The following is a 12228-nucleotide window of genomic DNA, read 5'->3' as shown; positions in this document are numbered from 1 at the left end:
CGGCAATGCTCTAACGGTCAAAGAGGTACTGAAATGCTTCCTCGATCACTTTCGACAACTGCGGGCGACGCGAGTGAGACTTCGATCGTGTACATCATCGACGACGACGAATCGATGCAGGAAGCACTCAAAGACCTACTATGCACCGTCGGCATTCGTGCGGAAACATTCGCGTCACCAAAGGAATTTCTTGCATTTCCCAAGCGCAGTAATGTGGCTAGTTGCCTGATTCTCGACGTCAGGCTGCGCGGCGAGAGTGGTCTGGCGTTCCAGCAGGAAGTGGCGAAGAGCGGCATGCACATGCCGATCCTGTTCATGACCGGATATGGCGACATAGAAATGTCAGTGAAGGCGATGAAGGCCGGTGCAGCGGACTTCTTTCCCAAGCCGTTTCGCGACCAGGAGATGCTGGAAGCGATCGTTCACGCACTCACACGCGACAAGGAACGACTGGCAGCCGAGGAATCCCTCGCGTCGCTGCGGGCGGCCTACGATTCCCTGACTCAACGAGAGCACGAGGTTATGGGATTTGTGGTGGCCGGACTGATGAATAAGCAGATCGCCGCAGAGATGGGGCTCAGCGAAATCACCGTGAAGGTGCACCGCGGACAAATGATGAGGAAAATGTGTTCAACGTCCGTCGCAGATCTCGTCCGGAAGGCAGACGCGCTCCGCATCAAGTCGCCTCAGTTTCAAACACGCTAGCCAGGCGCACGCCGCGCCGTCTACGGGCTGCCGAGCGCGACCGAAAGCCAGTGCCCCACGACCGCGATCGAGAATGGTTTCCCCAGCAACACAAGCCCACCGTTGCTCGCCACTTTTGACTGTAGAGCTGCAGTTGGGTATGCGGTGATAAAAATCGTCGGTGGTGCGATACCTCGGGCAACGAGACGCTCGTGCATTTCGATGCCGGTCAATCCCGGCATGCGCACGTCACAGATGAGGCAAGCGGTATCTTCTGCGCCTCCGGAATCGAGGAACTGTTCAGCGGACTCATATAAGCGAGCTCGCCACCCCATAGATTCGACGAAGCTTTCCAGCGCAAGCCGAACGTCTTCGTCATCGTCCACAATCGACACAACGCTCATAGTCTGCACGTTAGCGCCCCCAATTTTTCCCTTCAATGGACTAGTGGCGAGTGTGCGCTCGTCTGCGCTGCATCTTGAAGAATATCTACTGGAAAACCTTTTGTGACTATACGTGCGTATAACCTCTGCGAGGGAATAATCGTGTCGAATGGACTCCACACTTGGATCTTCGTTGGTGCGAACGCACATATCGAATCCACGTTCGTGTCCTGGCTAGGCAGGAGCATTTATCGGAGAACGGTCGGTAATCCCCCCGAAAAAGCGGTGAGCTCGCGGAGCGACTCTGTGCGCAGCATCATAGTGTCGTAGCGTTGGTGTCGCGCTGCGAAGCATCGGAACCGGTCAGCCGAAAAGTCAGCGAAAAAGACCGCCGGCCGGTCGAGGTGCATCTGCTTCGGCGCGGCGAATGGGCGCTTTTGCGGCTTGCTGAAATACACCAAGTCCAGCTCATGTCAATTGGATGGTTGCGGCATATCTTCGAGCTGTCCCGCGCACCAATCCTCCGTGAAGGTACGCAGTGAAGAAAGGCTTCCGTTGGTTAGCATACCCTTGATGGCCGACTCGAACGCAGTCGATGCAAGACTTCGATAAGCGCGCTTGCGCCTGAGCAGCGCGACCGTGCGCAACGGAAATGGCGGATTCAATGCGAGATGGCGGATGTTTCGGTGTTCGAACTCTATAGTGTTCGGCAAAATTGTCGCGATCTGCCCTCTGCTCACAATCTTGAGAACTGCGCTGATTGAATTCGCCCGCAGCACAACGGTGGGATTAATTTTATAAATCTCGAAATAGCTGTCCACGTAATATCGTGAGATGAAGCCTTTTGTGAGCAGGGCGAGCGGTGTCTCGGCGAGCTGTTGCGGAGTCACTGGTGTTCCCTGGGCCATCAGCGGATGAGCATCTCCGACCGCAAGCATCAGACGCTCCGGGAACAGCGGCTCCACTTCGATTTCGTCTGACTGGACGTCGATAAATCCGAACGCAAGATCCACTTGATCGTCTGTGAGCTCATTTTCAGCTTCATCGAGGGACATCTCCAACAGCTCGATGACGATACCGGGATACATCGAGTGAAAGTGCTCGATAACGGGCGCAACAAGGTATTCGGTAAAAGTTGGCGTGAACGCCACTCGCAACTCTCCTTGCGACAAATCCTGCACGTCCTGCAGCGCACGCTGCGCCATCTCCAGGTCCCGGAATGCGCGGCGGGCATACCTAAGGTACGTTGTTCCAAAATCAGTGAGACGCACCACCCTTCCGCTGCGGTCGAACAGTTGCACACCCAGATCATCTTCGAGTTGTTTTATCTTTTGAGACAACGCTGATTGAGACACGTGGAGCGCGTCCGCAGCTCGCGTAAAGTTGCGATGCTCGGCGAGTAAAAGCAGATAGCGGATGTTCCGAAGGATCGAGTTGCCTTTCATGGCTTTGCCGTGGTTCTGGTGCAAATAGCGTGGTCGAAACGGTTGCAGTTTCGGGCTGAGCGGGTAGGATGCAGGCTGTCGTAGTCCTCATTAATTCACAAGATGAAATCGGGTTATCCCTGTAAAAAGTGCTGCTCGTCGTCGGCACACGCCCCGATTCCAAGCGAATCGATATGGATTGCGAGGATCATGGCGGAGGCATTCGCGGGTCTCCCGCCGTTCATCCCAGGCCGAAAAATCATATCTCCCCGACGTATCGACGCCCCGCTCATCGCGCACATCCCGGGTCGTTTTGCTATCGCCTTGCGCCACGTCTGATAACCGTATCTGCAACCGGTCGGATCACGCCATGAGAGCACTATTGTCGACTGCGTCGGACGATCGATAATTTCAATCTTCGCGTTGCGACCGGAGTAGTCCTTAGGAGCGTATCCCCGACATCCGTTTCGCGCTCGAAGCAGGGCATCATTTACGATAGCGTTTTCGCCGCTGCACGCATCGAGCACCATAGTGATGTGACGCCAACGTAGAGCCGGCTCGCTCGCCGTTAATGGCGTTTTGTGCAGGTCATTTGACGCGACGCCACCGCCTCGCATCCTTACCGACGCGCGAATACCGACGGAAGCCGAAATGCTTGTCCGCTTTTTCATTACTGACTCCGTTGACTCGATCCTTGACAGTTACTCGCGCTCGGGTAGACCGCAGGCGCGCCTCAAAGGCTCTTGAAAGATGCAATCGGAAGTGCGACTCAAGGCGCGAGCAAGGCCACGTTGTTCAACAGAACTGCTCTAGCAAACTTGAAGCGATTGGGAATCCATTTGCGCTCGTCAACGTGATACCGGACGTGTCCAGCACAACATGCGTTGTCAGCAAGAGCGTACAACTCGCCGTCGCGGCGCCGAGTGCCGGGATAACCGGGCCCACGGAACCAGCCCGCTCGATACGGTCACCGAAGAAAACTCGTCAATTTCCATATGACTCGATGTTAGCGTCGGGATCGCGAGGTAACAACATACGTTTGTATCGTCTCTCTGTACTTTGGAACACTGCTTTGCGCCAGATTCACTCGCTCTCCGGTTGGCGCGCCGATCCCATCGGTCCGACGATATCCGGTCAGCTCGGTCCACTCGGACCGAGCTGACCATCTTTCTCAGGACAGGCCGCCATCTGCCACATCCGCTCACTGATTACACGATGCTATATGGACACGATACGTATGTATGGTTGCCGTCACAATGCGCGGCTTATATCCTCTTTGCAGGACTACCGGGACTACCGGGACTATCGGACCTGATGATGGACCGCGACTGGTCAGCTCCACAGCCCGTGCGTAAGGCGAAATAGATCAATTGATCGTCTCCGGGGACATCGCAGCGATGCCCTCGCATGCTGGTCCCGGCGGCCAATACCCTTCTGCACCCGCTGTTTGCTCGCTGAAGGAGAAAAGATAGTGGATCAATTGACTGCACTGGGAACCTTCGTGCGCGTAATCGAAACCGGTTCCTTCTCCCTCGCTGCACGTTCGCTCGGCGTGGGGCAGCCCACTGTATCGAAAGCAATCTCTACATTGGAAGAACGCTTCGCGGTCCGGCTACTGCTTCGATCGACGCGCCGCTTGACCCCCACTGACGCGGGTGAAGCATTTTTCCAACAGGCGAAGCGCGTGATTCTGGAAGTCGAGCAAGCGGAGCATGTGGCGCGAGCAGCTAGCACACACCTATCGGGGCGAGTACGCGTAAGCGCAGACGTTACGTTTACACGATTGCACCTCATGCCCGCGCTCGAGCGGTTTCTCGACAAGTACCCGAATCTTTCACTTGATATCGTTCTGGACGATCGAAATGTCGACCTGCTCGAGGAAGGCATTGACGTCGGGTTGCGGACCGAAACGCTCGGCATTTCAAATATGCCGGCACGCAAGCTCGGAGAGGCACCGCGGTATGTCGTCGGTTCCTCCGCCTATTTCGAGCGCGCCGGCAACCCCTGTACGCCATGCGAACTCACCCAACATCACTTCATCAACTATAGCCAGCAAGGTGGTGGGCGTGTGTGGACGTTTCGACGAAACGACACTGAGTTATCAGTTTCCCTTAATGGCAGGCTGTCGTTGAGTGCGTTTGAAGGGGTACGCGAGGCAGTTCTTGCTGATGTGGGTATAGCGATCGCGCCCGAGTGGAGGTTTTCCCCCGAATTGAAGAGCGGTCGGGTCATGACCGTACTGACGGACTGGCACCTCCCGCCGTGTGAACTATGGGCAGTCATTCCCGCTGGCCGGATGGCAAGTGCAAAGACACGTGCTTTTCTCAACTTCGTGCAGGAAACGCTCGGGCATGCGAATGCGTCGGGAGCGGCGGCGGAGCCACGCAGCAGCTATATTGCGCCGCCTATCCAGGAGGCACTGGAGCCTCTGCCTCGTCGACCACATCGATCGTCTTCTTCTTCCGTTCCATCACCGCTCTGACGCGTCGGCACGCGAGTAGCCATCTCTCCAGTACACCCCGTCTGCCCGTATCGTCGTTCGATCGAGGATACGATGCTGATCCATGGAGATCGGCGTAGCGCGATGGGCAACCCTAAAGTTGTCGGCGATGACGACATCGCCTTCGAGCCAGTGATGCACGTAAGAAGCACCTGCGCGAGAAAGGTGCTCGTTCAGGTCGTGCCGCAAGGCGATGAACTCTTCGTCCGTGTAGCCAACGATGCCGTGAGTCAGGCCGACATTGAAGTACAGCGACGGGTCGCGGGTGGCGGGATGGCGGATGACGAGCGGGTGTTCCACTCCGTTTCTATGGAGAGTAATGAGGCCTTCGATCGAGGCCTTTCGGTCGTCCGGAAAGGTCCTGTACGCTTCCCGCAGATCGGTAAACAGCGTTTCGCCGCCATCGGTCGGTCGTGCAACCAGATACCAGATCGAGATAGGCGTCGCCTGTGCACGGAACGAGCCGTCGGAATGCCAGTAGCGGCCCACGTTTGTGTGGCCGTCGGAGGGACGACTAGCCACGCGGAAAATTTGAGGAAAATCAGCCAACTGGCCTTCGCCGGGGGGGAACGTCTCAAGCGCTCCAAAGACCTCTGACATCCCGACCTGATCGGCGGGCGAGAGCTTCTGATTCCGGATGGCCAGCAAGCCATGCTCGAGAAGTGCCGTGCGCAAGTGATCTGTATCCCGTTGCGTCAACGAAGCCAGATCGACCTCTTCGACCCGCGCGCCAAAGCTCGTATTCATCGCGCTGATCTTCATCGTTTCCTCCGATTGTGACATCCGTGCCGGATCTCTCACGCTCCCGGCTTTTTTTGTTCATGCAGATCAAGCCGCCGCGCTTGCACCGACCGGCTTCGTCCATTCGTTCCCCTTCATGAACGGGTCGTATTGGGTATGAACGATGTGATTCGTGTAGTTGCTCATGACCTTCGTTGCCACGCCGAGGATAACTTCGAGCACGTTTTGCCGCGTATATCCGGCGGCGAGGAACGCGTCGACATCGGCGTCCGACGCGAACCCGCGTTCGCGAACGACGATCGTCGCGAAACGGTGCAGCGCTTCAAGCTTCGCGTCAGGCAAAGGCTTGCCATCGCGCAGCGCCGCGATGACGCCGGCGTCCATCTTGATCATCTTCGCGAGAGCAGAATGGCCGGCCATGCAGTAATGGCAGTTGTTCTCAAAGTTCGAGGTCAGATAGACGACCTGCTGTTCGTGCGGCGTCAGCGTGCTTTTCGAAAAGAGATCCCACAATGCCGAGTAGCCCGCAAGCAGCTCCGGAGACTCGGCCATGTGGGACTGCAGGTTCGGCACGAAGCCGAAAGTCTTTTTTGCGTCTTCCAAGCCGGGTTTTGAGGCGGCCGGGGCCGTTTCGATGGTGTACGAGTTGAAGGCGCTCATCGTCTGCTCCACTGAGTGAAATTGATGATGCGCAGATGCTACGCGAGGCGCCGACGCCGCAGAAGGCAGCCCTGCGGCATAACGTTCATTCCTGACACGCATGGGTAGAATGCGGACGGGAAGCAGAGCTTCATCGCGAAGAAGGCAACGACATGGACAAACTCTCCGCACTCCGGGCGTTCGTGGAAGTGGCTGAAGCCGGCGGATTTTCCAGCGCGGCGCGGCGCCTCGATCTGGCGGCCTCATCGGTGGTCCGATCTGTGGACGCGCTCGAAGGATCCTTGGGCACCGTCCTGCTGAACCGGACAACCCGCCAGGTGACGCTGTCCGATGCGGGCGCCGTCTATTACCTCCGGGCAAAGAAGCTGCTCGACGACCTGGCCGACGCCGATTCGCTGGTGGCCGACCGCGGCGACGAGCCATCCGGACCGCTGCGCGTCTCCGTGCCGGTCTCCTACGGATCGCGTCGAATCGCACCGCACATCGCGGCTTTCCTCTCGCGCTATCCGAAGCTGGACCTGGATATGAGACTGAGCGACGACATGGTCGATCTCGTCGCAGAAAGGATCGACGTCGCGATACGGCTCGGAGAAGCGGCGCCCACGGCGGACGTCGTGTCCAGGCGGCTGGGAGCGTTTCGCCGTTATGTCGTAGCCAGCCATGGCTATCTGTCAGCTCACGGAACGCCGACATTGCCGGGAGAACTCGCGACTCACCATTGCCTGCGGTTTTCCTACGGCGACGAGCAGCAGGTCTGGAAATTTTCCCGCCTCGATGACACGACGCAGGTGGCCGTTTCCGGGCGCATGAAGTCCAACAGTACCGAAGTGCTGCGCGAAGCTGTACTGGACGGCGCCGGCATTGCGCTGTTACCCGACTGGCTGGTCGATGCGGACATCCAGTCGGGCAAACTGATGAAGCTTTTTGAAAGCTACGATATCAACCCCAACGACACCCGCTCGGTCGTCAGCGCGCTTTACCTGCCCAATCAGCGCGGATCGAAGCGAGTCAACGCATTTATCGATCTGATCACATCGCTCATCGGCGTGCAGGAGTGACCGCCGGGTGTCGTCGTCGGCCGCTACCCTACCCTGACTATGGATTGGACAGCTTCGTGCAGCGCGTTTCGCTTCGCTACAACCTGTTCCGGCTGGCGTTGCGCCGCGTGCAACGGACGATTGCACAGCGGCCATATTCTGCGCGACGCGGTGAATGCTTAAGCTTTCGACAGTCGACGCCGGATGACAACACCTCGCGTCGCCGGAGTCGGGGTCACGGAAATGGTCTTGCCTAGGTCCCGCACACTGGACCAGACCTTCAGGTCTGAAGTGATCTCATTGCTCAAGGAACCAACATGTCTACTCTCTCGCGCCCGCTCACCGGACGCCCGCACTCGGCCCAGCTCACACAGGGGCTAATCGCCCTGTTTGCCTTCAGTTGCGGAGCGATCGCCGCCAACCTCTATTACGCACAACCCATCACCGAGTTGATTGCGCCGGCACTGCGCATGTCCGCCGGAACCGCGAGCCTCATCGTTTCGCTCACGCAGATCGGCTATGCGCTGGGCCTGTTCTTCATTGTGCCGCTCGGCGATCTGCTCGAGAACCGCAAGCTGATGATCGCCACTGCCATCGTGTCGATCGCAAGTCTTGCGGGGGCATCCGTCATGCACTCGTCGGGCTGGTTCCTCGCCATGTCGTTGCTGATTGGTTTCAGCTCGGTCGCAGTCCAGATCCTGATTCCCCTCGCTGCGCATCTCGCGCCAGACCACTCTCGCGGACGTGTGGTCGGCACGATCATGGGTGGACTCCTGCTCGGTATTCTGCTGTCACGGCCGCTCTCGAGCGTGGTGGCCGGTTACTTTGGCTGGCGCTTCGTATTCACAGCCGCCGCTGGACTAATGACCCTCGTCACCGCCGTCCTCGCGCTGACGATTCCGGAGCATCAGCCCAGTCATCGCGCCACGTACTTCGAACTCATCGGCTCGTTGCTGCATCTCGTCCGTACGACGCCGGCGCTGCGTCACCGCTCGGTCTATCAGGCGTTGATATTCGCGTCGTTCAGCCTGTTCTGGACGGCAGTGCCGATTGAACTGACACGCCACTATGGATTGTCGCAATCCGCTATCGGGCTCTTTGCCCTGGTTGGCGCGATCGGCGCCACGTCCGCGCCGGTGGCAGGCCGCCTCGCTGACGCGGGCCATTCGACGCAAGCAACCTTTATCGCGCTCATAGCTGGCGCCCTGTCCTTTGCACCCGCACTTGTGCACCCTGCCTGGGGCGTCTACGGGCTCGTTGTCACCGGTATCGTGCTCGACTTCGCCGTGCAGATGAACATGGTCGTCGGGCAGCGCGAAATTTATGCCCTACACGCGGCAAGTCGCAACCGTCTTAACGCCCTCTACATGACAAGCATTTTCGTCGGCGGCGCAATCGGCTCCGCGATCGCCAGTGTCTTGTACGAGCATGGCGGCTGGACGCTGGTAGCGAGCACTGCCACCGTGTTCCCGGTCATCGCGTTCGTGCATTTTCTGGCCATCGGCCGCCCGCAGGCACTGCGTCGCAGTTAAGCCAGCGCAGCCATCCCAACAGCCCGGACCCATCGCCCTTGTCGCGACACAGCCAGGCGCCGTTGTCTTCGCTCCGATCACGCCGCTGATGTATTCAGTCTTCGCCACAACGTTGTCTTGCTGATGCCGAGCTTCCGACACGTAGCGTCGCGATCGCCATTGCATGCGGCGAGTACCGCCCGGATTTCGTCTGCCTCGACGTGGCGGCTGCGTTCGCGCAAAGTCATCGGCGTGTCATCGCCACGCGAAGACGCGTCGAAGATTTCCGGCGCGATCGCTTGCAATTCGTCGTCCGTGAGCGCCCGCGCCGCTACCAATCGACGGTCTTTGCGTGGCACGTCACGGACGACTTCTCTATCGGCCAGCTCGACCGCGATCCGTTCAATCACGTTTTGCAGTTCGCGCACATTGCCTGGCCACGTATGGCGCCGTAACGCGTCGTCGACGCTCACGAGTAGGCGCTCGGCCGCGTCGCGATCAGGAATCTGCTCCGCTAGACGCGGATCGCGGCACGCTGCCTGCCACAGCAGTTCGGCGGCGAGCGGCAGCAGATCGGTGGAACGGTCGCGCAACGCAGGCAGCGCGATGTTCAGGATGTTCAACCGGTAATACAAGTCCGCACGGAACATGCCCGCTTCGATTCCATCGCTCAGAGCGCGGTGTGTCGCGGCGACCACGCGAATGTCCACACGTGTCGGCTCCGTCGCACCGAGCCGCACCACTTCGCGTTCCTGCAGGACGCGCAACAGGCGGCTCTGCAGCGGTAATGGCATCTCGCCGATCTCGTCCAGGAACAGCGTGCCGCGATGCGCCGCTTCGATCAGCCCCGCCTTGCCGCCTTTGCGCGCGCCGGTGAATGCGCCCTCCTCGTAGCCGAACAGCTCGCTCTCGAGCAGCGCCTCGGGAAACGCGCCGCAATTAATCGCGACGAACGGAAAGTCTCGGCGTACGCTCAGCCGATGCATGCTCTGCGCGACCATTTCCTTGCCGGTTCCACTTTCGCCGAGAATCAGCACGGTCGCATCCGATTTCGCGTAGCGCCGCACCAACGTTCGAACGCGTTCCATCGACGCGCATTCCCCAATGAGTTCCTCAAGTTGATACCGCGCGGTGAACTGCGGTGCGCGCTGTCTCGAGCGCAGTGTGCGATCGAGCCGCTCGACCGCGCGCGATTCCTGGAACGTCAGCACCGTGCCTGCCGCGGGGCCGCTTCCGGCAAGAGGCCCGCGGTGCACCACGTAGCTCACGCCGCGGACGGAGGCGAGCGTATCGCCATCTGCGTCCGGCAACACGCCGGCAAGCTCGGGGGCGAGTTCAAGAAGCGGCTGGCCGACGGCTTTCGCAGCGTCGATGCCGAGCACAGCAGCAAGCCGTTGGTTGATCGCTTCCACTCGCCCGTGAGCGTCGAGCGCGACGACGCCGTCGCGCAGATGTTGCAGGAGGTTGTCGAGTCGCTCGCGGCGCACCGCTTCCTGGCGGGTTGCTTGTGCAACCTCGAGCGCCGTCTCGAACGCGGCACGCACTGACGCACGCGAATAGAGAAATACGGCGCTCATACCCGCCCGGGCGGCGAGGTCGGCTACAAGCCCGGGACCGACGACCGCGCCGATGCCCCGATCGCGCAGATCGAGCACGCAAGTCTCGGCGTCCTGCGCGGACTGATACGAAGCGAACACGACATCCAGGCTGAATGCCGCAGCGAATCGACGCATTTCGTCGGGGGTATCGCCATGCGTGACGAGCGCCACCGATGTCGTGTCGCGCCGCGCCCGTGCAAGTGCATGCATCACGTCGAAACCGGTCGGATTGATCAGCACGACAGGGACCGCGACTCGGGTCTTCAGATACGCGCCGTTCGACCCTCCTGCGACGACAACGTCGGGACGCTCCGCACCCGCGGCGGCAATCTCATGTGCTGCATCCTCAAAGCCGCGTGACACGACACGCACGTCAGCCCGCCCTTCATACTCGCTCGCGATGCCGAGAAAGAGGTCGCGCAGGCGGCTGATGCCCATCGCCCAGATGCGGGGGCGGGGGCGCGGGCTCGGGTCAGACGGGGGAATATTCATCGGGGGCGGGCTTGCAACGCGATCACGGAGTTTCTTCATTATGCACTCGAGATTTCGAAATCGAAATCGAAAAATTCATTTTTGAAACACAATTCCTCAGGATAGCGACTCGTTTCAACATCAAATCAGTGACTTAGCACCTCACGCGAGGTTGGCCCAGTTCCTGCGTTACTGATGCCGTTATTTAACGGGAGCGAGAAATGAGCAAAGCCCAACACCCAGTTAGCGCCGGCGCGAAGTTCCGGGTCGCGGTGGCTGAAGGACATCCGTTGCAGGTGGTCGGCGCCATCACCGCATACGCCGCCAAGATGGCGGAGGCCACGGGCTTCAAGGCCGTCTATCTGTCCGGCGGCGGGGTGGCCGCGAACTCGCTCGGCGTGCCCGATCTCGGCATCAGCGCGATGGAAGACGTGCTGATCGACGCGCGCCGGATCACCGACGCCTGCCCGCTGCCGCTGCTCGTCGACATCGACACCGGCTGGGGCGGCGCGTTCAACATCGCGCGCACGATCCGCTCATTCATCAAGGCGGGCGTCGCGGCCGTGCATCTCGAGGACCAGGTCGGGCAAAAGCGCTGCGGCCATCGTCCCGGCAAAGAGGTGGTGCCGAAGGACGAGATGGTCGATCGCGTGAAGGCGGCGGTCGATGCGCGCACCGACGACCAGTTCGTCATCATGGCGCGCACCGATGCGGCGGCGGCCGAAGGACTCGACGCGGCGATCGAGCGCGCGGTCGCCTATGTCGAAGCGGGCGCGGACATGATCTTCCCCGAAGCGATGGGGACGCTCGACGATTACCGGCGCTTCAAGGCCGCGGTCAAGGTGCCGATCCTCGCGAATCTGACCGAATTCGGCTCGACGCCGTTGTTCACGACGGAAGAACTGAAGAGCGCGAACGTCGACATCGCGCTCTACTGTTGCGGCGCGTATCGCGCGATGAACGCGGCGGCGCTCAATTTCTACGAGACCGTCAAGCGCGACGGCACGCAAAAGGCCGCCGTCGAAACGATGCAGACGCGCGCGGACCTCTACAAGTATCTCGGCTATTACGCGTACGAAGATAAGCTCGATGCACTCTTCGCGGCGAAGAAATGACATCCCATTGAATCCGGAGGACAACACGATGAGCGAAGCAGACAACAGCACGGCAGGCACGCCCGGCTTCAAGCCGAAGAAATCGGTGGCGCTCTCGGGCGTGA

At 59.8% G+C, this 12228-nt stretch carries 11 protein-coding genes and 1 pseudogene; 6 read left to right on the top strand and 6 right to left on the bottom strand.

Translation table 11 applies throughout. The annotated features are described in order from the left end of the window. The first annotated feature begins 33 nt into the window (after positions 1-33). On the top strand, positions 34-705 hold the full coding sequence (locus tag J3489_RS34100) for a response regulator transcription factor (RefSeq protein ID WP_207005225.1): 672 nt from the start codon (positions 34-36) through the stop codon (positions 703-705). Between the two features lie 20 nt (positions 706-725). Here the strand turns inward: J3489_RS34100 and J3489_RS34095 are convergent, their stop codons facing one another. Beyond that, entirely contained in the window at positions 726-1088 is a 363-nt protein-coding gene (locus J3489_RS34095) for a response regulator transcription factor (RefSeq protein ID WP_242540535.1), read from the bottom strand. Between the two features lie 263 nt (positions 1089-1351). Here J3489_RS34095 and J3489_RS38130 point away from each other — a divergent pair. Beyond that, a pseudogene (locus tag J3489_RS38130) lies at positions 1352-1609 on the top strand (hypothetical protein); the annotation flags it as partial. On the opposite strand, the gene cynR reads toward J3489_RS38130, so the two are convergent. Further along, on the bottom strand, positions 1541-2512 hold the full coding sequence (gene cynR / locus J3489_RS34090; RefSeq protein ID WP_207005223.1) for a transcriptional regulator CynR: 972 nt from the start codon (positions 2510-2512) through the stop codon (positions 1541-1543). The pseudogene J3489_RS38130 and the gene cynR sit on opposite strands and share 69 nt — an antisense overlap. A gap of 113 nt (positions 2513-2625) precedes the next feature. Beyond that, on the bottom strand, positions 2626-3021 hold the full coding sequence (locus J3489_RS39035) for a DUF3331 domain-containing protein (RefSeq protein WP_374193516.1): 396 nt from the start codon (positions 3019-3021) through the stop codon (positions 2626-2628). 941 nt (positions 3022-3962) lie between these two features. On the opposite strand from J3489_RS39035, the gene J3489_RS34080 reads away from it, so the two are divergent. Then, the gene (locus J3489_RS34080) at positions 3963-4973 is read left to right on the top strand and encodes a LysR family transcriptional regulator (RefSeq protein ID WP_207005221.1); all 1011 of its coding nucleotides are present in this window, start codon (positions 3963-3965) and stop codon (positions 4971-4973) included. Here the strand turns inward: J3489_RS34080 and J3489_RS34075 are convergent. Together J3489_RS34075 and J3489_RS34070 are read right to left on the bottom strand one after the other, a co-directional pair. Continuing rightward, positions 4962-5753 carry a TauD/TfdA dioxygenase family protein gene (locus J3489_RS34075; RefSeq protein ID WP_207005220.1) on the bottom strand — a complete coding sequence of 264 codons (792 nt, stop codon included), beginning with the start codon at positions 5751-5753 and terminating at the stop codon, positions 4962-4964. The genes J3489_RS34080 and J3489_RS34075 overlap by 12 nt on opposite strands. 66 nt (positions 5754-5819) lie before the next feature. Further along, on the bottom strand, positions 5820-6392 hold the full coding sequence (locus tag J3489_RS34070) for a carboxymuconolactone decarboxylase family protein (RefSeq protein WP_207005219.1): 573 nt from the start codon (positions 6390-6392) through the stop codon (positions 5820-5822). 152 nt (positions 6393-6544) lie between these two features. On the opposite strand from J3489_RS34070, the gene J3489_RS34065 reads away from it, so the two are divergent. Together J3489_RS34065 and J3489_RS34060 are read left to right on the top strand one after the other, a co-directional pair. Next, positions 6545-7450: a LysR family transcriptional regulator gene (locus tag J3489_RS34065; RefSeq protein ID WP_207005218.1), complete on the top strand. Its 906-nt coding sequence runs from the start codon at positions 6545-6547 to the stop codon at positions 7448-7450. 296 nt (positions 7451-7746) lie between these two features. Next, positions 7747-8961 carry an MFS transporter gene (locus J3489_RS34060; RefSeq protein ID WP_207005217.1) on the top strand — a complete coding sequence of 405 codons (1215 nt, stop codon included), beginning with the start codon at positions 7747-7749 and terminating at the stop codon, positions 8959-8961. 77 nt (positions 8962-9038) lie between these two features. On the opposite strand, the gene prpR is transcribed toward J3489_RS34060, so the two are convergent. Continuing rightward, the gene (gene prpR / locus J3489_RS34055; RefSeq protein ID WP_207005240.1) at positions 9039-11030 is read right to left on the bottom strand and encodes a propionate catabolism operon regulatory protein PrpR; all 1992 of its coding nucleotides are present in this window, start codon (positions 11028-11030) and stop codon (positions 9039-9041) included. Positions 11031-11230: 200 nt separating this feature from the next. Between prpR and prpB the strand changes: the two genes are divergently transcribed. Further along, the gene (prpB, locus tag J3489_RS34050; RefSeq protein ID WP_207005216.1) at positions 11231-12124 is read left to right on the top strand and encodes a methylisocitrate lyase; all 894 of its coding nucleotides are present in this window, start codon (positions 11231-11233) and stop codon (positions 12122-12124) included. The last annotated feature ends 104 nt before the right edge of the window (positions 12125-12228 follow it).

Origin of the sequence: Trinickia mobilis, assembly GCF_017315705.1 — a bacterium.
In the GTDB taxonomy this organism is placed as follows: domain Bacteria; phylum Pseudomonadota; class Gammaproteobacteria; order Burkholderiales; family Burkholderiaceae; genus Trinickia_A; species Trinickia_A mobilis.
Note: the sequence above shows the minus strand (reverse complement) of the source record. Positions and strands in the feature narration are given on the sequence as shown.

Bases quoted from the DNA above. Each gene is read 5' to 3' on its own strand.
- prpB (WP_207005216.1), top strand. From the start codon at position 11,231: ATGAGCAAAGCCCAACACCCAGTTAGCGCCGGCGCGAAGTTCCGGGTC.
- J3489_RS34075 (WP_207005220.1), bottom strand. From the start codon at position 5,753: ATGAAGATCAGCGCGATGAATACGAGCTTTGGCGCGCGGGTCGAAGAG.
- J3489_RS34065 (WP_207005218.1), top strand. From the start codon at position 6,545: ATGGACAAACTCTCCGCACTCCGGGCGTTCGTGGAAGTGGCTGAAGCC.
- cynR (WP_207005223.1), bottom strand. From the start codon at position 2,512: ATGAAAGGCAACTCGATCCTTCGGAACATCCGCTATCTGCTTTTACTC.
- prpR (WP_207005240.1), bottom strand. From the start codon at position 11,030: ATGAATATTCCCCCGTCTGACCCGAGCCCGCGCCCCCGCCCCCGCATC.
- J3489_RS39035 (WP_374193516.1), bottom strand. From the start codon at position 3,021: ATGGTGCTCGATGCGTGCAGCGGCGAAAACGCTATCGTAAATGATGCC.
- J3489_RS34060 (WP_207005217.1), top strand. From the start codon at position 7,747: ATGTCTACTCTCTCGCGCCCGCTCACCGGACGCCCGCACTCGGCCCAG.
- J3489_RS34095 (WP_242540535.1), bottom strand. From the start codon at position 1,088: ATGAGCGTTGTGTCGATTGTGGACGATGACGAAGACGTTCGGCTTGCG.
- J3489_RS34100 (WP_207005225.1), top strand. From the start codon at position 34: ATGCTTCCTCGATCACTTTCGACAACTGCGGGCGACGCGAGTGAGACT.
- J3489_RS34070 (WP_207005219.1), bottom strand. From the start codon at position 6,392: ATGAGCGCCTTCAACTCGTACACCATCGAAACGGCCCCGGCCGCCTCA.